Genomic DNA, 24,940 nt, shown 5'->3' with positions numbered 1-24,940 from the left:
GTGCCCCGTGACGGTGGTCACGTGCGAGCCGGTGCCGCTTTGGAACGCCTCGGTAGGCTGGCCGTACTGCGCAGGCTACGACCCGAACCGTCGCGAGCGTGTCCGCCAGCGGGGAGGAAACACGTGACCGACGAGAACTGCGCTGAGGTCCTCGCACGCTCGCTCGTGACGGCGGGGGTGACGACGATGTTCGGTTACCCCGGGGACCCGACCATCGAGCTCATGGAACAGGCGCGCCGGCAGGGGATCGACGTCGTGCTCGCCCGCCGAGAGGGGACAGCGGCCTTCATGGCCGAGGGTCAGGCCGCGCTCACCGGCTCCCTCGGCGTCGCCTTCTCAACGCTCGGGCCGGGCTCGACGGCGCTCGTGAACGGGGTCGCCGCCGCGCAGCTCGACCGCGTCCCGATGCTCGCCCTCTCCGGTCAGATCGAGAGCGGCAGTGAGCAGTTCTTCACCCACCAGGTCGTCGATCACAAACTGCTCTTCTCGCCGATCACGAAGTGGTCGGGGCGTCTCGAGCCGCGCTCGGCGGCGACGGTGATCCGCAAGGCGATCCGCACCGCGACGGCCGAGCGGCCGGGCGCCGTCCACCTCACCTGCCCGAACGACTCCCTGACGGCCACCGCCCTCGACGGCGAGGTGCTGGCGGTCCCCCTCGGACGTGAGCGCCAGGCGACGGTCGTCGTCGAGCGCGCCGCAGGCGCGGCAGGCCCCCTCGAGCTCCTCGGAGGGGCGCGCCGCCCGATCGTGCTCGCCGGCATCTCCGCAGCCCGCGCCGAGGCGTCCGCGTCGCTCGTCGCCTTCGCCGAGGCGCTCGGCGCGCCCGTCGTGGTCGCGCCGATGGCCAAGGGCGTCTTTCCCGAGAGCCACCCGCTCTTCGCTGGCGTCAGCGACGTCGCCTGCAACAAGGTCGTGAAGGAGTTCATGGACGGTGCCGACCTGATCGTGGCCGTCGGCTTCGACCCGGTCGAGCTCGTGAAGCCCTGGACCTTCAAGGCGCCGGTGCTGCACCTCGACTCGACCCCGAACACCGATCAGATCTACGCCGCCCCCTGCGAGGTGACCGGCGACATCGCCGCGGTGCTCGACTGGTTGACGGCGGGTTGGCGCGGCGAGCCGCGCTGGAGCGACGGGGAGGTAGCGGCGCACCGCGAGCGCCTGCGGGCCGCGTACTACGCGGGGCGCACCAGTGGTCGCCTCAACCCGAGCGACGTCGTCGACCTCGTGCAGTCCGCCCTGCCGGCCGACACCGTGGTCACGACCGACGTCGGCTCGCACAAGTTCCTCGTCGCGCAGGGTTGGCGCACCGAGCGGCCGCGTTCGGTGCTCATGTCGAACGGCCTCTCGGCGATGGGCTTCGGCCTCCCGGCCGCGATCGCGGCGGCGATGACGGTGCCCGGGCACCAGGTCGTGGCGATGATCGGCGACGGCGGCTTCGCGATGACGGCCACCGAGCTGCGCCTCGCCGCCCGCCTCGGCCTCGGCCTCGTCTGCGTGGTCTTCACGGACGGGAGCCTCAACCGCATCGAGCTGAAGCAGATGGCGATCGGCTACCCGAGCACCGCGACCCAGCTCGAGGAGATGGACCTCGTCGCGCTCGCGGGTGGCCTCGCCTGCGACGGCGTGCGGGTCGACTCCGAGGGCGACCTCGAGAAGGTCCTCGGCGACCTCGGGGGGCTGACGCGCCCCCTCATCATCGAGGCCCAGATCGACCCCGCGCAGTACCTCGCGCAGTTTTGATCTGTCGCTCGAGTCGTTCCCGTAGCGAAAACTGCCAGCGTGTCCGCGATGCTTGCGGCGCCGCCGTTGCCCGTCTCGCCCGAGCCGCTGAGCGAGGTCCAACGCCTCGACCGCTCGACGTCGACTCCGCGCCGCGCAGGTCCTCCAGCGGCGCCACTCGAGGTTCACCAGGCATGCCGTCGCCGCCCCAAAGCAGAGCCTGGGCGAGTCGGGAGCGACGAACCGCACACGGTTAGGCAAGTTCATTTAGAATCTCCACGAATCATCACCTCGCGTGGTTGAACTGACGATGATCTCCTTCGGGAGGTTGACGACCGGGGTGGTGGACCCCGGGGCGATCACCCCAACACCGAGCTCTTCGAAGAGTCCGCCAGTACTCGGGCGGAGCGAAAGGAAGATCCATGAAGGACGGTTTCAAGGTCTTCGACGCGGACACCCACTGCTCGCTTCCGGCCGAGCAGCTCGAGCCGTACCTCTCACCGCGGGTGCGCGAGCTCGTGCCCGACCTCGACGGCCACCTCCGTGAGGTGAAGATTGGCCACGCCGGTGAGGTCTTCGAGGCGCCATTCCGGCACCGCTACAGCTTCAGCCGCACCGTCGGTGGATGGGGTGGCAGCAAGCCGCGCGTCCTCGGCGAGGGCGAGCCCCGCGAGCAGGAGCGCCATTTCCAGACCTTCATGGGCTCGCGCTTCCCGAGCTTCGGCGGCAACGAGTGGGCGGACATCCGCATCAAGGACATGGACGAGGAGGGTGTCGACGTCCACATGATGGTCGGCAACGGGGCAAACAACGCGGAGAACCCTGAGGTCGAGATGGAGTTCATCCGCGCCAACCACCGCTGCCTGAACGACATGTGCGGCCAGTACCCGAACCGCCTGAAGACGATGATCGTCGTCACCGCCCGCTCCATTAAGGAGTCAGTCGAAGAGATCGAGAAGTGGGGCGACGCGCCCTGGGCGGTGGCGATCCAGCCGCACATGCCGCTCGACTACCCGATCGACCACCCCGACATGGAGCCGCTGTGGAAGGCCGCCGAGGAGGCAGGCCTCGCCGTCGTGCACCACAGCTTCGCGACGGGCTACCCGGGCTACCGGGACCTGTGGGAGAGCCCCTTCATCGGCCGCAGCGCGAGCCACCCGTGGGCGGCGATGCGCTTCGTCGCCGCCGTGACGGGCTCGGGGATGATGGACCGCTACCCGAACCTCAACTTCGCGATCCTCGAGTCCGGCTTCGGTTGGCTCCCCTTCTGGAGCAAGCGCCTCGACGACCAGATGATCTACGTCGGCTACGTGAACGAGCAGCTGAAGATGAAGCCCAGCGAGTACCTGACGAGCGGTCGCTTCTTCGCGAGCATCGAGATGCACGAGGGCCCCGAGATGGCCAAGCACGTCATCGACCAGCTGGGCGAAGACGTGCTAATGCTCGGCACCGACTACCCGCACGCCGAATCCCGCTTCCCGGAGTCGACCTCGATCGTCCTCGGCTGGCAGGAGCAGGGCATCGCGGGCCCCGCGATGCGCAAGCTGATGTGGGACAACGCGGTCCGCTGCTTCGGCGAGCCGTGACCCGAGCGCGGTAGACGAACAGCCGGTGTCCGGCACCCATGCTGTTCGCTTGCCCGGGTGCGGGCCCCGCAGTTGAGGCAAGATCAGTCGTCGCAAAGGAGCGCGCACATGGCAGATTCCCCGGATCGCAAAGAGCTCATCGAGAAGGTCGCCCGCTCGTGCCGGATCCTCGGCAAGCTGGAGCTCACCCACGCCGCCCTCGGCCATGTGAGCTACCGGATGAGCGAGGACACCCTGCTTATCAAGGGCAAGGGACCCGACGAGGTCGGCCTCCGCTACACCACACCGGACGACGTCATCGAGGTCAACTTCAACGGCGACAAGGTCGCCGGGCCCGACGGCCTGCAACCGCCCTCGGAGAGCTTCATCCACATCTGGCTGATGAAGAAGAACCCGGACGTGAAATCCGTCATCCATGTGCACCCCGAGCACGCGGTGCTGCTCACGATCTGTGAAAAGGAGATCTTTCCGATCTACGCCGCCTATGGCTCAGGGGCGCGCCTCGCAATTGACGGCGTGCGCACCTACCAGCGGAGCATCACGATCTCCAACGACGCGCTCGGCGAGGACTTTGCGAGCTTCATGGGCGCCAGCAAGGTGGCACTGATGCGCGGTCACGGCGTGAGCGTCGTTGGCGACGGCGTGGAGGACGCAACGGTTCGCACCCTTGCGCTCAACGAACTCGTGACGATGATGTACAAGGCCTACCTGCTCGGTGACCCGCAGCCGATCCCCGCGCAGGACCTCGCGCTGATGAAGGAGCGCCAGAACGACACCGGCCCGCGCACGCGGGGTTCCGCGGGTGGCGAGGCGGGCATGCTCGCAGCGTTTCGCTACTACCGCAGCCTCGCCGGCGAGGATCTGGACTAGTTTTTGCGGATCACGAATTAAGTCCTGGCGTGGGAGCGAGAGGAAAAAAGCATCCCGGTAGACGGAGTCTCGCCACAGTTTCCGGACGGCCGAAGTTGGTCAGCTGAGTTGTAGGCCCGGTAATTGCGGTACCCGTGTATCGCGTTTGGAGCGCCAACGGTCACTCAACGGTGTCGCCACCGAGTGGGAGGAGAGCAATGGTCACGGCTTCAGAGAACGAGCGCCTCACACGTGTCGGCGCGGGGACACCGCTCGGCGAATTGATGCGGCGGTACTGGCAGCCCATCGCTCCCACGGCGATGCTCGACGATGACCCGGTGCGTAAGGTAAAGCTGCTCGGCGAGGAGCTTGTGCTCTACCGCGACCGCTCGGGCACGTTCGGGCTCATTAAGCCGCGGTGTGGGCACCGTCTTGTCCACATGCGCTTCGGAATTCCCGAGGAACATGGTCTCCGGTGTCCCTACCACGGCTGGTGCTATGACGAGTCCGGCCAATGCACGGAGACGCCACTTGAATCGCCGGGTAGCCGCCTCAAGGAACGGGTGAACATCGGTGGTTACCCAGTGCAAGAGCTCGGCGGACTGATTTTCGCATACCTCGGGCCGCTCCCGGCGCCGGTGCTCCCACGGTGGGACTTCCTTGTGTGGCCGAACGCAATCCGTCAGATCGGCCTCACGATCATCCCGTGCAACTGGCTGCAGTGTCACGAGAACTCCGCCGACCCCTACCACAATCCCTATCTACACGGCCATTTCTTCAAGTACATTCTTGAGCGCGAAGGAGCGCTTGAGGGCCGAGCACAGGACAGCGCTACACATCGTGCATACACGAGCATCCGTGGGGTCGAGGGCCATGATCACGTCGTGGTAGAGCGAGACCGTTACGGGTTTCGAAAGGGGATCCAGTTCACCGTGGAGAAGGGCGCGGAGAGCGATCGGGTCCAGTGGTTTCCTTACAACATCTTCCCTCACTACTCGCGCGGAGCTGGCGGTCTACGCACTCAAGTGAATATGCGAATTCCGCTCGACGACGAGCGGACCTACCACATTTCCTATGTGCTGTACCACGCGCCGGGAGTGCAGGCCCCGGTGCAGGACACCGTGCCGTATTATTGGCATCCGATCCACGACGAACACGGTAAGCCTGTGCTGGACTACGTCCTCGCTCAGGACATTGCGGCATGGTGGTCGCAGGGGCCGATCACTGATCGATCAAGAGAGAATCTTGGCGCGACCGACCTCGCGATCATCGAGTTTCGACGCCTCATCTCTGAGCAGATCGAGGCAGTGGAGCAAGGGCGCGATCCGCTCAACGTTTTTCGTGACGCCTCGAGTGTTCCGGACTGCATAGAGCTCGAGCCGCGCATCGGCTCCGCGAACGCGCCTCGCAACTCGCAGGTTGCCGGCTACCGGAACCAGTTTCACAGGGGGTACTACCGTGACGACGTGGATCGCTACGGCCCCGCGACCGAGCTCGCCTCACAGCTGATGCGTGCCGCGGAGGGATCACCCGTGCCCGCGACGCCCTGAGGCCCGTCCCCGAGCGGTGCGCTTCGCCCCGGACGGGGTCGGTGGCTTGCAATACGGTTGTCCTTCGATAAGGCTGCGATATTGTAACGATCTACCTACGATGTATCACTTCAAGGAGGGGGTTGCTGGTGTTCTCACGGCAGAGGAAGGATTCAAGCGGCGGGCCGCGCCTGCGGCGACAGGCCGTCATGGCACTCGGGGTTGGTGCTATGGCCGCCGCGATGCTCGCTGCGCCAATCGGCGCCGGCGCATCGGTGAGGCATTCGAAGCTGACGCCGCTACAGCAGGGAATGAAGTTCTACAAGGGCAAGACCATCACCTTGATCGAGCCCGGATCGACCGGGGGACCGTTCGACCTGTATGCCCGGGCCCTCGCTCCGTACCTCGGTGCCTACCTCCACGCGACGGTGAACGTCGAAGACATCACGACCGGCAACACGATCACCGGTCAGGACGCGATGGCTGCCGCTAAGCCTGACGGTCTGACGATCGGTATGCTCAACGTGCTGAATGACATCTCTCTGTCGGTCACCCACACCGCCGGTCTGAACTTCAACCCGGCACGACTAGCGTTTATCGCCCAAGCGGGGCAGAGCACGTCGGTCCTCGTCGCGAACCCGAGCTCGTCATTCAAGACCTTTTCCCAGGTGAAGAGCTCCGGTTCTCCGGTTTCGATCCTGACGGAGAACTCGGGGACCGACAACCTGATTCTCAGGGTCTGGATGGGCGTGCTCGGCGTGAAGACGAACTTTGTCTCGGGCTACATCAAGCTGACCGACCTTGTGCAGGGCTTCCTCCGCGGTGACGCGCCGGTTTCGCTGATCTCGCTGAGCAACTCGGGGGCGCTCATCGCCGCGCAGAAGGCGGTCCCGCTGGCTGTGACCGTCCAGCCGGCACCCGGCACCTTGTACCGAAGCAGCCTCACGCACTTGCCGACGTTGGCGTCGCTGCTCGCGCAGTATCCAGCGAAGAGCAAGCTGGCCACGTCACAGTACGACGCGATGCTCGCGATGAGCAAGGCGGGCGGCACTCCGCTCGTCACTCAGACCCGCGTGCCCAACGCCGAGGTTGTCGCCCTGCGGGCAGCCGCCAAGTTCACGTTCAAGGCGGGCGGCTTCAAGGCGCAGATGTTGAAGGACGGTCTGAACCCGACGTACAACGACCCGGTAACGGCGAAGCAGGCGTACATCACGAGCCTCGCCAAGGGCTCGACCATCGCGTGCTTCATCACGGCTAGCTGCTAGGTGCTGCAGAATCACGGGAGCTGAAGCCCCCGAGCACTGAGATGGAGGGCCGGAGCACCGCGTGATCGTGGTGTCCCGGCCCTCCGCATCTGTTACAACGCCGCTCAGCACGCTGCATCTCGTGGCACGCTGCAGGAACCGGTGATTAACTTGCATGGGCAATCGCCCAAGACCCGTCCCAGCTGAGCTGAGCTGGATTAGGGCCGTGTTCGAGCATCTGGGGAAGGCGTCTGCGGTATTCGCCGTCCCGACGTCAGGGCAAAGGGGATCCGAATCAACGTGCTGCACAACCTGATTAACGGTCTCACGGCGCTCGGAACCGGGCCCGGCGTTGCCTATCTCGTCGCCGGATCCCTGCTGGGCATGTTCCTCGGAGTCATTCCCGGTCTCGGCGGTCCCGTCGTCCTGAGCATCGTACTCGCGTTCATTTATCACATCGACCTCACGGGGACGCTCTCGCTGTTCCTGGCCACACAGGCTGGAAGTTACTTCAGCGCCTCAATTACCTCGATCCTGCTCAACACGCCCGCGCACCCAGAGGCTTTCGCCGTAACGTTCGACGGCTTTCCCATGGCTCAGCGGGGGGAGGCCGGCCGTGCTCTCGGAATCTCGGCGACCTCCACCTGCATCGGAGGGTTGATCGGTTGTGCGGTCCTTGTCGGCTTCATTCCTATTATCGACCAACTTCCGCTGCTCTTTCATCCGCCTGAGTACGTCGCACTGATCTCGATAGCACTGCTGCTCGTCGGGACCCTAGGTACCGACGCGGCGAGTAAGGCGCTGATCTCGGCCGGTATCGGGCTCTTACTCTCGACGATTGGCCCCGATCCTGTAACCGGCATTAATCGCTACACCTTCGGAATGGTCGGCCTATTTGGTGGCGTCGCCCTTGTCGCACTCTTTCTCGGACTGTTCGCAATTCCGCAGATGATGCTCGTTTTCGGAACTGCGACGACGATCGCCCGCCAGGACATGATGGGTCAGGAGATTGACAGTGCTGCGCCCGTCGAGCTGACGAAGGGGTTTGGCAAACAGGTGGTCCAGGGGATCATCGAGACGTTGCACCACCGTCTCGCGTTGCTTCGCGCGGCACTGATCGGGGTCATTACCGGCATCATTCCCGGGATCGGAGGCTTCGCAGCGAACTTCATGTCGTACGGCATTGCCCAGCAATCGAGTAAGAAGCGGGAGCTTTTCGGGACCGGCATTCCTGAGGGCATTATCGCGCCAGAAGGGTCCTCGCTCGCCAAGGAAGCGGGCGGGATGGTGCCGGTCCTCGGTCTGGGGATACCTGGCGGAGTGGGGAATGCGCTCTTTCTCGCCGCGCTGACCATCAAAGGGGTGAAGGTCGGGTACGGCTTCACCGCGAGCTATCCCACCCTCGCGTACGAGACCGTGTGGGTGATCGCCCTTGGCGGTCTCATCGGAACGATCGCGGGAGTGCTCACCGCGCCGCAGCTCGCGAAGGTGACCCGGGTCCCCGGTCCGGCACTAGTGCCGTTCATCATGTCGATCGCGATCGTCGGCGTTTATGTGGCCGACGTCTCGTTTTTCTCGGTGATGGAGGTGATGGTGTTCGCCGTCATCGGCTTCGGTCTACGGCGGCTCCGCTATTCGCTCGCCGCCTTCGGCATCGGTCTCATTCTCGGCCCCAGCCTCGAGACGAATGTCTACCTAACCCACAAGGTCTTTCCGGGGGCGCACTTCCTTGAGCGGCCCTTCGCCGATGTGTTGTTCGCGATCGGCATCGGCGTGCTCGCGCTGAAGACCGTGCAGCTACGACGAGAGGCCAAGCGGGCTGATCAGCCGTTCGACGAAGACGATGTGCTCTTGCGTGCAGAGGAGCTCCGCCGGCGGGAGCGCAGGCGTCACCCCTACCCGTTGCTCGCACTGATCGCGACGAGTGCGATTCTCGTTGTCACCGTCACCGCCGTCGTCTACGCCGCGCTGCAGTACAACCTCACGACGGCGCTGATGCCAGAAATCGGCGGCGGCGCGGCCGCGCTCGCAGCTCTCTGGCGGATGCCGTTCGAAATCCACGCCTACGTCCGTTATCGGCGCGACCGCCGCGGCTCGTTCGAGGTACTAAGCGATCGCTCTCTCCCCGCACCGGTGGCCCTCGTCGGCGCTGCAGCTGCGGAGCACTCAACTGCTGCCGACATCATCGAGGCGATGGGTCCTGCGCCCGCAAGCATCGGCAGCGCGAGCGAGTTTGAACCGGTCCAGGACAAGAGCTGGGGAATTCACGGGCAGTACACCCGCGAGGTGGTGGCGTTCTTGTGGTTCGCGGTCCTCGTCGGGGCCTGCTGGCTGTTCGATTTCACGGTCGGAGTGCCGCTCTTTTGCCTCCTGTACGGCCTCGCCGCCACCCGCCGAATACTGCCCACATGGCCGGGTCGTGTGATCTTCGCGGTCGCCTCGGCGGCGACGATGGGCGGGACGACGTATGAGATTCAACATCTACTGCACGTGGCCTTCACGCCAGTCGTCCACTTCTAATGGCTCGTCGCTAGATTCGCCGGCATGACTGGACGCGTCGCCCTTGGTTGCGAGAACCGCCTGACCTCGCGCCTGGTGGTCGCCCGAACCGAGCCACCTGCTCGCAAACGTTGACCAACACGAAATGTGGGTCCTGCATCGGATGGCGCTTGGCGCACGTGAGCCCGGCACGTGATCGCCCTTGCGCGAAACGATCGCGGTGTTGTTGTCCCCACGACAGCGCAGGCGCCTCATTGCTTAGCCGCGGCGAGAGGGGCTCCCTCTGTGGAGTGAACCGGCTGGTCGCGCTACGATCGCCGGGTCCCAGACCTGCTCACAAGATCGTGCGTCGCTCCCCACAGGGCCGGGAATTGAGGCGTGGCTTGGAGGCACCGACCGATGCTCGGCTGCCCGGCCGCACACCCTTTCTTGCCGCTTCGGTGCCACTCGCTTGCCGAAGCCGTGAAGGGAGTCATCGAGTCGCTCGAGGCGCTCTCGCGAACCACACTCGGGGCGCCGCGCGCGTCTGGCGAACGCCAGGCGCGCTCGGTGCCGTTGGCGGCACGCCGATCCGCCGTCGAGTTGGGGACCGATGCCTAGCGCCAGCGCTGCTCGCTCGGGCACGCCGTTCCAGAGGCGCTTCGTGCGAAGCTCTCGGAAAAGGGGCTCTCTGCGATGGTGCGCGGCTCCGCACACCATCGGCTCCGGCCGTACTGGGACACGAAGACGAGGGTCACCGCAGGCGTGCTGCGCGGTCTCGTCCTGCTCGGGCAGATCGCGCCGGTGACGACACCGACGCCTTGAAAGGACTTCTTCCTTCTCTTGTAGGGGACCCGCGGCCACTCGCCTCACCAGAGGCGGTGGGTACCCGCCGACCGGCCGCTGAGGCGGCTTGCCCCCGCGGCGGCTCGCCATCCACCACACTGGGCGGCGATCGGTACTGAGTGCGTGAACGAGTCACAAGGATCGGCGCCGATCTGCCGTTAGTACCTTCGCGATGGGTGAGAGCCGGGACGAGACGAACCTCTTTGGCAGGAGCGAGATGAGTATCGACCGTACGAGGACAGGTCGCGCCGAGCGGCGCCGCGCGCCCCGCCCGTTGCCCGCCACCGAGGCCGCGACCGCGCCGATGACCAAGGCGACCCTCTCGGTGATCACCGGCGCCCTGCAACAGGTCTTCGCCTCCTCGCTCGGAGTGAGCGTGGCGAAGGGCTTCGACCCCGCCGCCCCGCCACTCACCTTCGCGTTCTTCCAGCGCCACGCCTACTTCTCCGCCGCGGCGGCCCGTTTCGGCGCGTACCAGGCCGTCGGCGTGACGACGATCGTCGGTTTCCCCGGCGAGGCGGTGCCCGAGGCGGGCATCGATCCCCTCGACCTCACCGGCCGCCCGGAGATCGACGACGCCTGGGTGCTCGGAGTCTTCGACGGCGCCCTCGCCGGCGTCGTCGTCGCCGTCGACGACAAGGGGCTGATGCCCGGCCCGACGCTCGAGGCCTCCCGGCGCTTCATCGTCCGCTGGACCGTCGACCCGGTCGAGGCGGTCGCCGCCGCCCGCCAGCTGCTGGCACCGATCCGCCCCCGCCTCGACCGGCGCACCCTCGCGCTCGCGGAGGGGGCGCTGCGGCGGTCGGAGGAGACCGACCCCGGCGAGGCGGCGCCGCACTACCTCTCGCTCCTACAGGCGCTCGCCCCGCTCGCCGCGCTCCCCACCGAGCTGCCGGGGCGCGACGACATCGCGGAGCGGGACCTCCTCACGGGTCTGCACAACCGCCGCTTCCTCGAGCACTACCTGCCGGAGGCGGGGGAGTCGGGGGCGACGGTGGCGGCGCTGCTCGTCGATGTCGACGACCTCGGCGCGCTGAACGAGCGCCTCGGGGTGGCGGCGGGTGACGCGGCCCTCGTCGCGGTGGCGGGTGTGCTCGCAGCCGAGCACCGAGCCGGTGATGTCCTCGTCCGTTACGGCGAGGACGAGTTCCTCCTCCTCGCGGGGGTGGACGGCCCCGACGGCGCGGTGGCGATCGCCGAGCGGATCGTCGTCGCGACCCGCGCCGCGCGCCTCGACTACCCCTTCGAGGCCGAGACGGTGACGGTCTCGGTGGGGGTGATCACCGCCGACCCCGCGGACCTCCCCTACGAGCGCCTGAACGACGCGCTCGGGCTCGCGAAGCTGCTCGGGAAGAACGTCGCCCGCCTCGCGGACTGAGCGGGCGCCCGCTCTGGGCCTCAGATGCGCAGGGCGCCGAGGGTGCGGCGCAGCGTCTGCAGTGCCACCGCCTCGATCTGGCAGACACGGGAGTTGCTCACGCCGAGCATCGCCCCGATCTGCTCCTGGGTGAGGCCCCCGAGGAGATGCAGTGAGACGACGGTCCGCTGCCGCTCGGGGAGGGCGAGGACCGCCTCGCGCAGCTGCGCGCGCTCCTCCTCGGCGAGGAGGTGCTGGTCGGGGGCGGAGTCGGGCGCCTCGACAGCCTCGGCGAAGGTGGCGACATCGCCGCGCCCGCCGTCGACGGGGGCGTCGAGCTGGGCGAGCTGCGCGCTCTGCACCTCGCGCAGGATCTGGTGGCCGCTCACGGGCTCGGCGCCCATCTCGGCGAGGACCTCGCGGCTCGCAGGGGTGCGGCCGAGCTCGGAGGAGAGCGCCTCGGCGGTCGAGCGGTAGGTGATCACCCGCCGGCGCACGGTGCGCGGCAGCCAGTCGAGGCGGCGCAGCTCGTCGAAGATCGCGCCACGGATGCGGCTCGTCGCGTAGCTCGGGAAGCGGTTGACGATCGAGCCCTCCTCGAAGCGCTCGATCGCCTCGACGAGGCCGAGGGTGGCGAAGCTCGCGAGGTCGTCGGAATCCCAGTGGAGGCGGATCGCGCTCGGCAGGCGGCCGACGGCCTGGCCCGTGAGGTGCTGGTAGCAGAGGAGGAGTTCGTTGCGCAGGCTGCGGTCGCGTTCGGCCCAGTAGCGCAGCCAGAGCGACTCCTCGTCGACTGCGGGGAGTGCCCTCGCGCCAGTGGCGCGTGTGCGGGATACCGGCAGGGTTGCGTGCTGGAGGGTCATCGACGTCGCTCTCTGGCCACCTGTGTTCTCCACCGGCGGGTCTCGGTCCCACCGGCGTGCGGGGTCGGGTTCTCCGCCAACCCTTTGCCGCCAGGAGCGCTACCGCACACGGCGCACTCCTGTGTTGTTCGGTCACCGTAGTGAACCAACTTCACTCTCGCAACCCCCAACTTCGCGTGCCCCAGCAGTGTGCAATGGGCAGCGGGTGTTGCAGTGCAGTTGCGGGATTGCGTGACCGCGTCGCGTGGCGCGCGACTCTCGGCGACCGCTGCCAATACCAGTGCTGAGCTGGCGGTCGCCCCGGCCGGGGGTGTTTGCTCGCGGTGGGGCGCGATCTTCGATACAGGCTGTGCGGGCCGCGCGATAAAGGCTGCCGGGCGAGGGTGCCGCGACCGCGGGGGAGCGCCGGCTAGGGCTTCTCGGTGGTCAACGCGGCGAGGTCCTCCGCGCTCCATTCGCCCGCCGCTGCGGCGTTCGCCGCCTGCATTTGCTCCCAGAGCTCGGCGCGATTCACCCGGATCTCCGGCGGCGCGCTCACCCCGATACGGGCGTCGACCGAGGAGACGTCGACGATCGAGAGGGTGATCGGCGCCCCGAGGCCCTGCGCGGTGAGCTCGAGGTAGAGGCGCTCCTTCTCGATCGAGGTGAGCGAGAAGTTGAGACCGGCGACCTCGATCGCCTCGCCCGGCCGGCGGGTGAGCGTGACCACCGCTTCGAGCTCCGGCTCCCCGTCGGCTGTGAGCTCGAGGGTCGTCAGCGGGCCACGGCGCGAAAGCGCCCGCACCCCGCGGAAGGAGAGCTCCGCCGCCTTCAGCGCGTTCGCCGGCACCGCGACCTCGACGCGGCCCGGCGTCGTGGCGGTCGTGAAGCACAGCCAGGCGACACCGCCGGTGACCTGGAGCAGCGTGAGGGTGAGGCCCCCGTCGATCACGATCGCCTCGTTCGGGCGCCGCCGCAGTACGAGCACCGCGCGCTCCCTCCTCGGTCGGGTCAAAAGCGGGGGACGACGGAGTGAATCTAGCGCCCACCGCCCTTCCGATCGGGTTCATCACTGCTCCTGCTCGGCCCGCGCCTCGGCGGCGAGGCGTGCGCGCGCCTCGGCGAGGGTGCCCAGGTGGCGAGCCATCTCCCGGCGCCTGGTCTCGCGCGCGTAGGTGTCGACGACGCGCTCGACGATCGCCCCCCCCGCCCAGCAGAGAGCGAGCGCGAGGGTGAGCCGGATGAGCAGTGCCGCCGCGCCCACCCCGCCGGCGAAGGCCTGCAGGAGCGTCGGGAGCGAGACGACGAGCGTCGCGATGAGGATCAGCTCGACGTTGCGGACGCCGGGCACGTCAGTCGCCCTCGCCCCTCACCCGGCGGTCGAGGGTCGCCTCGACGTGGCGGACCCAGCAGGCCGGGTCGGCCGGCTCACCGTCGAGGGAGCGCACCGGCAGCTCGGCGGCGAGGATCTCGGCGGGGGTCATCGTCTGGGAGAGGTGGTCGACGAGCAGCGCGTCCACACCACCGAGGCCGTCGGCGAGGTAGGCGACGTCGGCGGCCTTCCAGGCCGCCTCGGTGGCGAGGAGCGTCACCGAGGGGCGGAGCGCGCGCAGCATCGCCCGCCCGCGCGTCGCAGCCTCGAGCGAGGAGGGGAGCTCAACGGCGACGATGCCGACGCGGTCGCGGCGCCATCCGGGGGAGAGGGCGGCGGCCTGCTCGGGGCTCTCGACGTAGAGGTCGGGGGCGAGGCTGTCGCGCACCGCCTGCTCTTCCTCGCTGCGCTTCACCCGCCGGCTGTGGCGGCCGGCAGCCGCAGAGCACTCGGTCGTGCGCGCGAGGGCGATCTCGCCGTCACTGAGGCCGATCTCGCCGGCGATCCGCCGGGCGTGACCGAGCGCCGCCTCCTCGCTGCCGACCACGGCGATGAGGCTGCCGGGGACGTGGGGGAGGGGGCGCGGCGCCGGCAGGGTGCCGAAGACCTCCTCGACGCCGAAGCCGGTCGGCAGGCGCCCCGCGGCCGAGGCGAGGAGCTGGGTCGGGAAGGCGACGCTCGACAGGGCGGCGACGACGCGCCCGGAGCCGGCGCGCAGGCCGTCCGCGAGCAAGGGGCGGGGGACAGCGGCAGGGGGCGAGAGCCGCGGCGCCGGCGCTTTCTCGGGCGGTGCGGGCTCGCCCGTCGTGGGGAGCGCGGCGAGGCCGGCGGGAGCGCCGAGGTCGACGGGCTCATGAGCGGCGGCTTCGTCGGCCGTCGCCTCGTCGGTGGTGAGCTCCTCGGTGGGGGTGAAGACCCCACCGCTCAGCTCGTCGCGGCGCAGGCGGGCGACGAGGCTCTCGAAGGCGTCCCCACCGGTGGCGGCGCCGGGCGCCTCGGGGCCGATCGCCCCGGCGGCGCGCGCCAGCGCCTCCTCGAAGGTCGGGGCCGCGACGGGGCCGTGCGCGGTGGACGTCTCGAGCTCCGGGGCGCGCTCGGGGGCCACCGGGGCGGCGGGCGCGGCCGCCTCGTAGGACACGTCGGGGCTCTCCGCGAGCAGCCGTTCGAGCACCGTGTCGGCCGGCTCGGCCGCGGGCGAGGTGGCGCGCGCCGTCGGGCGGGGGCCACCCGGGCCGCGCTCGGCGGCGTGCACCTGTACGCGGTACGAGCGCTTCGCGAAGAAGCCGAACATCCCGCCCTCGCGGACCTCCTCGGGCTCGCTCAGCTGGACCTCTGGTCCGTAGGCCGAGCAGGCGTCGAGGATCACCGCCTCGGGCGTCGGACCTTCAAACACCAACCGTTGCGCTGGCATGCGCGACCCCAATCCGGTCCAGCTGGACCTGCTTGCCGAGTTCGGTCACTGCGAGGACGCCGAGGCGCGCGAGCGCCGGGGCGAGGAGGCGGGCGATCGAGGCGCGCAGCGGCGCGGCAACGACGAGGACCGGGTCGCGGCCCTGGCGCAGGCCCTCCTCGTAGATGCCGCGCACCTCGGCGATGAGGTACTCGGCGGCCGCCGGCTCCAAGGTGAGGAGCGTCCCGTTGTCGTTCGAGCGCAACCCGTTCAGCAGCCCCTGCTCGAAGACGGCGTCGAGGGTGATCACCGCGAGGCGCCCGTCACGGGCGCGGTCGGCGGTGATGCGCGCCCCGACGGCGGCGCGCGCCGCCTCGACGAGTGCCTCGTTGGTCTTGCTCCCGAGGCGGGCGCGGGCGGTCACCGCCTCGACGATCCGCACCACGTCGGTGATCGGCACCGCCTCCTCGATGAGTGAGACGAGCACGCGGTGCAGGTCCATCACCGAGACCTGGGCGAGCTTCATCTCTTCGATGACCGCCGGGTCGGTGGCCTTCATCGCGTCGAGGAGGACGTTCACCTGCTGGGAGGAGAGCAGGTCGGCGCCGTGCGCGTAGATGATCTCGGCGAGGTGGGTGATCATCGCCGAGGAGGGGTCGATGGGCGCGATCCCGAGGCCGAGGGCCTGCTCGCGCAGCTCGGCGGGGATCCACTTCGCCGGCAGCCGGAAGGCGGGCTCGATGACCGCCTCACCGGGGAGGCGGTCGATCCCGAGGCCGATCGCGAGGAGCCGGCCCGGGAAGACCTTGGCGCGGGCCACCTCGACGCCGTTCACCCGCACCGCGTAGGTGTCGGCGGGGAGCGCGACATTGTCGTGCATCCGCACCGTCGGGACGACGAGGCCGCGCTCGAGGGCGATCTTGCGGCGCAGCGCCCGCACGCGGTCGGGGAGGTCGCCGCCGTGGCTCTGGTCGGCGAGCGGGGTGAGGTTGGCGGCGAGCTCGAGCTCGAGGCGCTCGACGCGCATCTGCGCGGCGAGGGCGGCGGGGGTGTCGCCCGTCTCCTCGGCGGGCCCCTCGGCGGCGAGGGCGTCGGCGGCGGTGCGCGCCTCGGCGTTGCCACGGAGCTTCGCGGCGCCGACCCAGAGCACGATGCCGATCGCGATGAACGGCACGTGCGGCAGCCCCGGCACGAGGGCGAGGACGCCCATCGCAGCGCCCGCGATCTGCAACGCCCGGTGCTGCGCGTGGATCTGGCTGAGGATGTCGCCACCGAAGTCGGAGTCGTCGCTCTTGGCCCGCGTCACGATGAGGCCGGTCGAGATCGAGAGCAAAAGGGCGGGGATCTGCGAGACGAGGCCGTCACCGATCGACAGCACCGAGTAGGTGTGCACGGCGACCGACAGCGAGAGGTGGCGCTGCACGACGCCGATCATGAAGCCGCCGATGAGGTTGATCATCGTGATCACGACCGCTGCGATCGCGTCACCGCGCACGAACTTCGAGGCGCCATCCATGTTCCCGTAGAACTCGGAGTTCTGGTCGATGTCGCGGCGCCGGCGGCGCGCCTCGTCCTCGTCGATGAGGCCGCTGTTCAGCTCGCCGTCGATCGCCACGAGCTTGGGGGCCATCGCGTCGAGGGAGAAGCGGGCGGCCACCTCGGCGACGCGCCCCGCACCGCTCGTCACGACCACGAACTGGATGAGGATGAGGATGAGGAAGACGATCATGCCGACGATGATCTGGCCGCCGATGACGAAGTTCCCGAAGCTCTGGACGACCGCACCGGCGTAGCCGTGCAGCAGCACGAGGCGGGTGACGCTGACGTTCAGCGCGAGGCGAAACATCGTCGCCACCAGCAGGAGCGACGGGAAGACCGAGAAGTCACGGGCCTTCTCGACGTGCATCGTCGTCAAAAGGATGACGAGCGCGCCGGCGAGGTTGATCGAGATCAGGAGGTCGAGCAGGAACGACGGCAGCGGAACGACGAGCATGATGACGATCACCACGACCGCCGCAGGGACTCCGAAGAGCCCGATTCGCTGCCTCGTATTCATGTACCGCTCCACGCCGTGGCGCCCGGTCGAACCGGCCGCGATCGATTCGGTGTGGGCGCATCAAGCCTCGCCCTCCTTCGCCCTTACGGTCGGCGGGCGCGGGAACTTGAGGCATTTTTCGCACAAAATGTCCGTGCGGTTTGGCGCTCTGTGACGGGCGCTCCCCGCGGCGTCAGGCGGCGGGGCGTGCCCGCCAGAAACGGGCCGCGAGCAGGCGCAGCGCCTCATGGTCGCGGCTGGAAAAGGCGGCGAGCGCGGGGAAGCGCGCGTCCGGGCCGTCGCCGAGTAACGCGAGGGCCTCGTCGCCGAGGGCCTGCTCGAAGTCGGCGTCGGCGACCGGCGGCAGCTTGACGACGACCCTCGGCCCCTCCTCGAGGTCAAAGGCGACGCGCGCCGCCGCTGCGGCGAGCTCCTCCACGTAGGCCGCCGGCTCTTCGCCGGGGCCGTAGAGGGCGAGGACCGCCTCGTCCGCGGCGGTGAACGCCGCGCTCCAGGCGGCGAGGAGCATCGGGTCTTGAAGGACGGCGCGCGCCGAGCAGAGGGCGACAAAGAGGCTGCCCTCGAGGGGGGCGCGCCGGGTGGTCCCGCCGCCGCCCTCCGCGGCGAGCGGCGCGACCCGCCCGCTCAACACCTCGCTCGAGACGAAGCCGAGGCGTGCGGCGCGCCGGGCGAGCTCGACGTCCGGGTCCCGTGCGGGATCCTCGTCGAAGCGGCCGACGCTCGAGAAGGTGGAGGCCCGCAGCAGCCGCAGCGCCGCCCCGCCGTCGGTGACCTCGAAGAGGCGCGGCTCGGCGCTCAGCGCCTCGTAGGAGGGCTCCCACCACCTCGCCAGGAGCTCGCTCCCCGCCCTCACCAGCCCCACCGCGTCGAGCTCGCCGGAGAGTGCGGCGAGGGCGCGGTTGCGCGCCGCGCCGGCGCAGAGCCCCTCGCTCGGCACGGCGAGGGTCGCCCCGCAACCGGCGAGCCCCGCAGCGGTGCCGACGGCGACGACCTGGGTGGGCACCTCGGCGTGCTCGCTGGCGCTCGCCACGCTGCGCCGCAGCCCGGCCGCGTCCCCGGTGCCGAGCACGATCACGCCGAGGCGGGGGCTGCTCCCGCCCGGTTGGCGCAGGCCCGGCGGCAGCAGCGCGCGGGGGGCCGCCGCGGCGGCTGCTTCGGCGACGGCCGCGGCGAGGAGCGCCGGGTCGGCGCGCCACCCGTGGGGAGGTGCGACGACGGCATCGGCCCTCGAGAGCGCGAGCTCCTCCATCGCCCGCAGCAGCGCGCCCTCGGGGTCGACGCGCGCCGACGTCGCCTTGGCGCCGGGGACATCCTCGGCGAACACGAGGAGGGGGGCGAGGGCGCCGGGATGGAGGGTGAGGGCCTCGGCGCGACGCTCGGGGGCGAGGACGGCGTCGAAGTGCACGAGCAGGTCGACCTCGTCGAAGGCGTCCGAAGCGGCGCGCGCCCAGCGGCGCGCTGCGGCGAAGGGCTCGTCGGCCGCGCCTCCCTCGACCGGGTGCACGGTGAGACCACCGTGGCGCTCGAGTGCGACGCGTGCCGGGGTGCGGCGGGTGATCACATGCACCGCCGTCCCCGAGGCGGCGACGGCCTCGGCGAGCGCGGCGTGCTCGGGCGGGAACTCCCCGCTCACCAGGCACAGGGCGCGCATCATGCGACCTTGCGCGCCGCCGGGCGGCGCGCGGCGAGCTCCTGGTAGCGGGCGCTGATCGCCCTCGCCGAGCGCTCGACGGAGTGCGTGCGGCGGATGTCCCGCCGCGCGCAGCGGCCGAGCGCAGCGGCCATCTCCGGCTCGGCGACGACCGAGCGCATCGCCGCCGCGGCGGCGTCGAGGTCCGGCTCCGCCCAGCGGCCGTGCTCGGGGTAGACGGCCCACACCTCGCGGGGCACCTCGACCATCGTGTAGGGGATGAGGAGGCTGTTCTCCTCGGTCATGAAGTCGAGGTTGCCCGAATACCCGGTGGCGATCACCGGCCGTCCCCAGGCCATCGCCTCCGCGGGGGTGAGGCCGAAGCCCTCTGATCGGTGCAGCGAGACGAAGCAGTCGGCGCGCCCGATCATCTCCGAGATCGTCTCGTCGCTCACGTAGCCGTCGAGGAGCACGATGTCGCGCCGGTGGCCGGTGCAGCGCTCGAGCTCGGCGCGGCCGGCGGGGTCGAGGGCGGCGTTCAGCGTCTTCAGCACGAGCACCGGCCCCTCGTCCTCGGTGAAGGCGCGGCAGAAGGCCTCGACCACCCCGAGGCCGTTCTTGCGGACCGCGAGCGAGCCGAAGTCGAAGATCGTGAGGAAGGTGAACTCCTCGGGGAGGCCGAGCTCGGCCTTCTCGTGCGCGGGGAGCCCCTCGCGGCGGCGCACCGGGAGGGGGATCCGCCGCACCGGCTTGTCTGTCACCGCCGTGAAGGCCTCCTCGAGGAAGGCCGAGGAGACCCACAGCTCGTTCACGAGCGGGAGCGCCTCGAGGTGGCGGTCGGCCAGCGCCTCGAGCTCCCAGAACCAGACCCCGATCGTGTAGCGACCCCGCCACAGCTCGCTGCCGGCGAGCACCGCGAAGGTGCGCAGCGTCTCCGGGTTCAAGACGACGAGGTTGGTGTCGTGGGCGAAACGCCCCCCGCCGTGGTGCTCGTAGGCGTGCTCCGGGGAGCCGTGGCCGTGGTAGGCGAAGGTGCCGTACGCGAGGCCGCTCTTCGCGAGCGCCTCGGTGTAGCGCCGCGCCGCGTCCCCGATCCCGCAGGCCGCCTCGAGGAGGCCGACGACGTTCACGCCGCGCTTCGGCGTGGCAGCGACGGGCACGGGCTCCCAGGCCAGGCGGCCGAAATCGTGCCGCGGCGCATCCCAGCTACGGGGCCAGCTGCGGTGCGGCGGCGCGACGAGCGGCGCGACTGCCTGCTCCCGCCAGCCCGCGCGCGCCAGCTCAGCGAGGATCGCAGGGGGCAGCACCGCGCCGCCGTTGTCCGCGCCGACGAGCGCCGCCGGCCCTCCCACCGAGTCGAGGGCGTTGCGCCGGAGCGCCACCGCGAGCGCCTGTGCCCGCCCCCCGGCGGTGACGGCACCGAGACCGGGGTCGTCGGCGAAGGGCGCCGTGAGCTCGTCGAGGAGGCCGTGCGGGGGGGTAGCGCGCGCCGTGAGGAAGACGAGCAGCTGGCCGCGGGCGGCCTGCGCCGCGACGGCGGCTGCGGCGTCGGAGCCGAAGGTGTAGACGCGGTGGACGACCCGCACGCGGTCCGCGCTCGCGGCGAGGGCCTTTCGCACGCCGTCGGGCGCACCGTCGTCGACGACGACCACCTCGACCTCGTCCGAGGCCTGCGCCGCGGCCCACTCGAGGGCCTCGGGGTGACGATCGTCGCCGAGGCCGACGGTGAGGAGGAGGCTGACGCTCGGCGTGCTGCGCAGGCCGCGCGGTCGCTCGAGGTTGCGGGAGCGGCTCGGGGCAGCCGTCATGCGGCACGTCCTTGCTCGTGGCCGCGCCTTTCGGCGGCGCTGAGGAGGGCGGCGATGCGCCCGGCGGCGATCTCCGCGGCGTGGCTCCAGGTGAACTGCGCGGCGATGCGCTCGGCGCCCGCGCGGCCGCGCCGCTCGCGGCCAGCCTGGTCCGCGCACGCTTCGCGCAGCGCCGCCGCAAGGCCGTCGCGGCTCGGCTCGAGCCACCACGAGCCGCCGGCGACGGGGGTCCACTCGCTCGGGCGGATCGGGACCCTCCGGGTGGGGATCATCCAGGCGACCTCCTCGTCGCAGAAGTCGAGGCAGGCGCCGTCGTCGGGGACGACCACCGGGAGGCCGCAGGCCATCGCCTCGGCGATCGGCATCCCGAAGCCCTCCCCGCGGTAGGGGTGGACGAGCACGTCGCAGGCCCGGTAGAGCGCCGCCATCTCCGCGGCCGTGAGGTCGTCGTCGACGAACTCGATCTCCGGCCCGCCGCCGCTCGCGAGGCGTCGGACGTCGCCCTCGAGGGTCGAGTCGCGGTACACCGTCGCCGAGCCGAAGGGCTTCAGCACCAGGCAGACGTCGTCGACGGCGGTGAAGGTGCTGCAGTACGTCTCGAGGAGTGCGTCGACGCCCTTGCGCTCGATCAGCCCGCCGACGAACAGCAGCTTCAGCGACTTGCCGGTGCGCAGCGCACGCCGGGGGCCCTCGGGGGAGAAGGTGCGGGGGTCGACGCCGTTCGGCACGACGACGACCTGTGCCGGGTCGACGCCACTGTCGATCGCCGCCTGGCGAACGTAGTGCGTCGGCACCCACAGCTCGTCGACCACGTCGCGCAGCGGGCCGACCCACTCCGCAGGGAGGCAGCCGAACTCCCACGGCTGGATGAGCACGAGGGGATGCGGTGTCGGGGTGAACAGCGGGGGGAAGGCGTGGCGGATCTCGAGGGCGACATCCCCGCGAGGCAGCTCACGATGCAGCGCGATGTCCGAGAGGCGCCGCCCCTCGGCAGCCGTCGGCTCCTCGGCCGTGAGCGCCGAGACGGCAGTCCCCCGCTCGCGGAGCGCGACGAGCAGCTCGCGGTTGACTGTCGAGAGGCTGTCGTGGCCGAAGACGCCCCCCCGGAGCACCACGGTGGAGCCGTGGCGATGGACACGCCGCGGCTCGGGGGGGCCGAGCGGGCCGAGCGGATCGGCCGAACCGGTCACCCGCGTCGCGGCCGTCGCGGCTCCGCCGCCGAGCGCCGCTGCCAGCTGCTCGCAGAGCTCCTCGGCGCCGCGCCGGAGGGCGACCTCGACGGCGGGCGTCGCTGCGTGGGCGGCGAGCGCCCGCCACGCGGTGACCTCGGTTCCCGGAAAGACGAGGGTGGCGCGCGCCGCGCGCAGCCACGGGAGCGGGTCGGCGAGGGGGCCGAGGCGGAGGACCTCGGGCAGCGCGGTGGCGAGCTCGCCGAGGTCGCGGTCGCCGAGGAGCGCGATCGGCATCTCGACCTCGGCGGCGACCGCCTCGAGGAGCGCAGTGGCGAGCTCTCGCTCCGCCGGTGCCTCGCCGAGGACGAGCAGGCCGTGGCGTGCCTCGGAGGGCGTCGTGAGCGGCTCGCCGAAGAGCTCCTCCCAGTGCGGCTCGCCGAGCAACCAGCGAGGCGGCTGGTGTTCCACCGCGAGCGGACGGAGGAAGCTGCTCGCCGCCTCCTGCTCGAACGAGAGCAACGCCGCGAGGGGGGCGAGCGCCCGCAGGCCGGTCACGGTCGTCTCCCTCGTGCCAGCGAGCACGACCGTGTCGTAGGCGGCCGTGGCGGTGAGCTGCGCGGCGAGGGCGAGAAGCCCGGGACCGGCACCGTCGGTGGCGAAGCCGTGCACGCGCACCTGATGCGGCGCGAGGAGCGCCTCGGCGGGTGCCGCCGGCTGCGGTTGCATGAGGGTGACCGCGTGGCCGTGCACCCGCAGCTCACGGGCGAGCGCGTAGGCCGAAGGCGCCGGCGCCCGCTCGCTGACGAGGAGCACGCTGCGGCGGCCGTTGCCGCCGGAGGGGAGGTCACAGGGCGCTGCCGCCGTCGGTAGCAGGCGCGCCGCGAGGGCCGCCACGCCGCCGTCGAGCTGGCCGAGCGCCGCGAGGAGCTCCTCGCGGGCCGCCAGCGGGGTGCCGAGCACCGAGGCGACGAAGGCCATCGCCGCGGTCTCGTCACCGAAGGCGAGCTGGGCGACCGCGGCACCGAGGGCACGCGTCGCCGGGTCGAGGCCGCTCTCGGCCGCACCGAGGACGAGGGGGCAGGAGCCGCCGAGGCCGTGCGCGCGCAGGCGCGTCGACCAGGCGAGCTGGCGGGCGACCGGCAGACGGGGGCCGAGGCGGCCGGCAGCTGCGAGCACCGCGAGGTCGTCGGGGCGTCGCTCGATCCACGCCTCGAGGACCCGGTCGGCCGCGTCGGGCTGCAGCTGGAGGAGCTGCGGCACGAAGGCGCGCGAGCGCCCCTCGGGGATCGCGTCCGCGACCTCGCCGAGCGGGCGCTCCGCCTCGCTCAGGCACTCGACGAGCAGCCCGAGGTGGGCGTCGATGCCCCCCTGCTCGCGCAGGCAGCCGAGCAGCACGTCGGCCGCGGCACCGTGCCGACCGAGGGCGGCGAGGCACTCCGCCTTCGGCGCTGCGACGAAGCTCGGGTCGTAGTCGAAGCCGTCGTCGTCGGTCCCGGCACGCACGGACTCGAAGGCGACGAGCGCCTCTTCGTGCCTTTCGAGCGCGAGGAGGGCCGCGCCGGCGTGCGCGTTGGCGATCGTCGGGACCTGCTGCATGGACGCCAGTGCTGCGCACTCCTCGAGCGCCTCCTCGAAGGCGCCGAGCGCGAGCAGCCCCTCGATGAGGGCGCGGCGCGCGAGGCGCTCGGTGCTCGGGCGCCCGGCGGCCGCGCTCACCGCCCGCCGCGTGATCTCGATTCCTTCCTCGAGGCGGCTCGCCATCAGATAGGAGCGGCCGAGGCTCGTGAGCCGCTCACCGGGGTCGAGCTCCGAGCCGCCGGCGAGGTCCCCGAAGGCGGTGCGCACGTTGCGCGCCCCCTTGTCGCGCCCGGCGAGCGCCGCCTGCACATAGCCCCAGTGGGTGAGGCGGCAGAGGTCGATCGCCGCGAGCGAGAGGTCGCGACTGCCGGCGCGGGCGACCACCTGCTCGTGGATGCGACCGTCCCAGTGGCCGGCGGCGCGACGGAACAGGCGACAGGCCGGATGCGAGAGGACGGTCGCGGTGTCGGTGCCGCGCAGGTTGTCGATCGTCACGAGGAAGCCCTCGGTCGCCGTCGGCGCGGCGGCGAGGAACGACCGCAACGCGCCGGGGTCGGGCGCGACGAGCGCCTCGTCCGCGTCGATCGACAGCACCCACTCGCCGCGACAGTGCGCGAGGGCGGCGTTGCGCGCCCGCGAGAAGTCGTCGTCCCAGTAGCCCGCGTGCACCGCGGCGCCCGCCTCCTCGGCGAGCTCGACGGTACCGTCCGCGGAGCCGGTGTCGTAGACGACGATCTCGTCGACCGCCCCGTCGAGCGAGGCGAGGCAGCGGCCGATGTTCGCCTCCTCGTCCTTCACGATGAGACAGGCCGAGACGAGCGGCCCGGCGGGGGAGTGGGCACGCCCGCCGGGGTGGTGGACAAAGGCACGAGCGGCGACGACGAGCGAGCCGTCGGCCTCCTCGCTGCGCGCCTCGCGCCAGCGGTCGGGCGCGGCGGCGAGGCCGCTCACGCCTCCGTGGGCGGCGAGCACGTCGGCCCGGCGGGCGAGGGTCGGCCCCGCGAGGTGGGTGACGGGCAGGGCAGCGGCGCGCCCCTCCGCGAAGCTCGCGAGGAAGGCATCGCGCTCGGCGCTCTCGGTGGGGCGGTAGGGGAGGCCGAGGAAAAGCTCCTCGCCCGTGGCGCGGTTGGTGAAGGGGGCGGCGCCCGCGACGCGGGGATCGAGGAAGCACGCGACGAGCTCTTCGAGCCAGTCCCGCGAGCCGACCATCTGCTCGTCCACCACGACGACGATCTCCCGGGGGGAGGGGAGGCGGTCGGGGTGGACGACGCCGCCGCTGCGCGGGACGAACCAGCGCCGGGGGTTGCGCTCGGCATCGCCCTGCAGGAGGACGAGGTTGTCGTGGGGACCGAGCGCGGCGGTGAGCGCGGCGAGGCCGCCCCGGGCGCGTGCCGGGGCGGCGCCGGGCACGACCGCGATCGTGGCGGGTGGGCGGTGCGGCATCGGGTGCGGGTCGCTCCTGTCGTAGGGCCGTCGCCTCTCCT

General features: G+C 70.7%; 15 protein-coding genes. 7 read left to right on the top strand and 8 right to left on the bottom strand.

The genetic code is table 11. From position 1 onward, the window contains the following. Window positions 1-123 precede the first annotated feature (123 nt). The 7 genes from VNF07_10215 to VNF07_10185 all read left to right on the top strand — a co-directional run bounded on the left by VNF07_10215 (window position 124) and on the right by VNF07_10185 (window position 11,629). Entirely contained in the window at window positions 124-1,740 is a 1,617-nt protein-coding gene (locus VNF07_10215) for a thiamine pyrophosphate-binding protein (protein HVB06605.1), read from the top strand. 401 nt (window positions 1,741-2,141) lie between these two features. After that, window positions 2,142-3,305, top strand: coding sequence for an amidohydrolase family protein (locus tag VNF07_10210; protein HVB06604.1), 1,164 nt, complete (start codon window positions 2,142-2,144; stop codon window positions 3,303-3,305). Between the two features lie 57 nt (window positions 3,306-3,362). Then, entirely contained in the window at window positions 3,363-4,175 is an 813-nt protein-coding gene (locus VNF07_10205; GenBank protein HVB06603.1) for a class II aldolase/adducin family protein, read from the top strand. A gap of 197 nt (window positions 4,176-4,372) precedes the next feature. Next, window positions 4,373-5,704 (top strand): Rieske 2Fe-2S domain-containing protein, encoded by a 1,332-nt coding sequence (locus VNF07_10200; GenBank protein ID HVB06602.1) that lies wholly within the window; start codon window positions 4,373-4,375, stop codon window positions 5,702-5,704. A 122-nt stretch (window positions 5,705-5,826) separates the two neighbouring features. Then, complete coding sequence (locus VNF07_10195) at window positions 5,827-6,948, top strand: hypothetical protein (GenBank protein ID HVB06601.1); 1,122 nt, start codon at window positions 5,827-5,829, stop codon at window positions 6,946-6,948. Between the two features lie 279 nt (window positions 6,949-7,227). Then, window positions 7,228-9,447 carry a tripartite tricarboxylate transporter permease gene (locus VNF07_10190; protein ID HVB06600.1) on the top strand — a complete coding sequence of 740 codons (2,220 nt, stop codon included), beginning with the start codon at window positions 7,228-7,230 and terminating at the stop codon, window positions 9,445-9,447. Between the two features lie 1,021 nt (window positions 9,448-10,468). Then, a complete protein-coding gene (locus VNF07_10185; protein HVB06599.1) occupies window positions 10,469-11,629 on the top strand; it encodes a GGDEF domain-containing protein in 1,161 nt (386 codons plus the stop codon). Window positions 11,630-11,649: 20 nt separating this feature from the next. Here VNF07_10185 and VNF07_10180 read toward each other — a convergent pair whose 3' ends face one another. The 8 genes from VNF07_10180 to VNF07_10145 form a co-directional block, all read right to left on the bottom strand. Continuing rightward, on the bottom strand, window positions 11,650-12,471 hold the full coding sequence (locus tag VNF07_10180; protein HVB06598.1) for a sigma-70 family RNA polymerase sigma factor: 822 nt from the start codon (window positions 12,469-12,471) through the stop codon (window positions 11,650-11,652). 409 nt (window positions 12,472-12,880) lie between these two features. Further along, on the bottom strand, window positions 12,881-13,438 hold the full coding sequence (locus tag VNF07_10175) for a carbon storage regulator (protein ID HVB06597.1): 558 nt from the start codon (window positions 13,436-13,438) through the stop codon (window positions 12,881-12,883). Between the two features lie 81 nt (window positions 13,439-13,519). Next, a complete protein-coding gene (locus VNF07_10170; protein ID HVB06596.1) occupies window positions 13,520-13,801 on the bottom strand; it encodes a hypothetical protein in 282 nt (93 codons plus the stop codon). A gap of 1 nt (window position 13,802) precedes the next feature. Next, window positions 13,803-15,215, bottom strand: coding sequence for a hypothetical protein (locus tag VNF07_10165; protein HVB06595.1), 1,413 nt, complete (start codon window positions 15,213-15,215; stop codon window positions 13,803-13,805). Next, on the bottom strand, window positions 15,208-17,217 hold the full coding sequence (locus tag VNF07_10160) for a flagellar biosynthesis protein FlhA (protein HVB06594.1): 2,010 nt from the start codon (window positions 17,215-17,217) through the stop codon (window positions 15,208-15,210). The genes VNF07_10165 and VNF07_10160 overlap by 8 nt, the downstream gene beginning before the upstream one ends. 223 nt (window positions 17,218-17,440) lie before the next feature. Then, entirely contained in the window at window positions 17,441-18,919 is a 1,479-nt protein-coding gene (locus VNF07_10155) for a hypothetical protein (protein ID HVB06593.1), read from the bottom strand. Then, window positions 18,919-20,706 (bottom strand): glycosyltransferase family 4 protein, encoded by a 1,788-nt coding sequence (locus VNF07_10150; protein HVB06592.1) that lies wholly within the window; start codon window positions 20,704-20,706, stop codon window positions 18,919-18,921. Before VNF07_10150 ends, VNF07_10155 begins: the two co-directional genes overlap by 1 nt. Next, window positions 20,703-24,899 carry a glycosyltransferase gene (locus VNF07_10145; protein ID HVB06591.1) on the bottom strand — a complete coding sequence of 1,399 codons (4,197 nt, stop codon included), beginning with the start codon at window positions 24,897-24,899 and terminating at the stop codon, window positions 20,703-20,705. The genes VNF07_10150 and VNF07_10145 overlap by 4 nt, the downstream gene beginning before the upstream one ends. Window positions 24,900-24,940: the final 41 nt, after the last annotated feature.

The organism is Acidimicrobiales bacterium (genome assembly GCA_035533595.1).
GTDB lineage: Bacteria > Actinomycetota > Acidimicrobiia > Acidimicrobiales > Bog-793 > DATLTN01.
The sequence above is the reverse complement of the archived record's forward strand: the minus strand, read 5'-3'. Positions and strand labels throughout refer to the sequence as shown.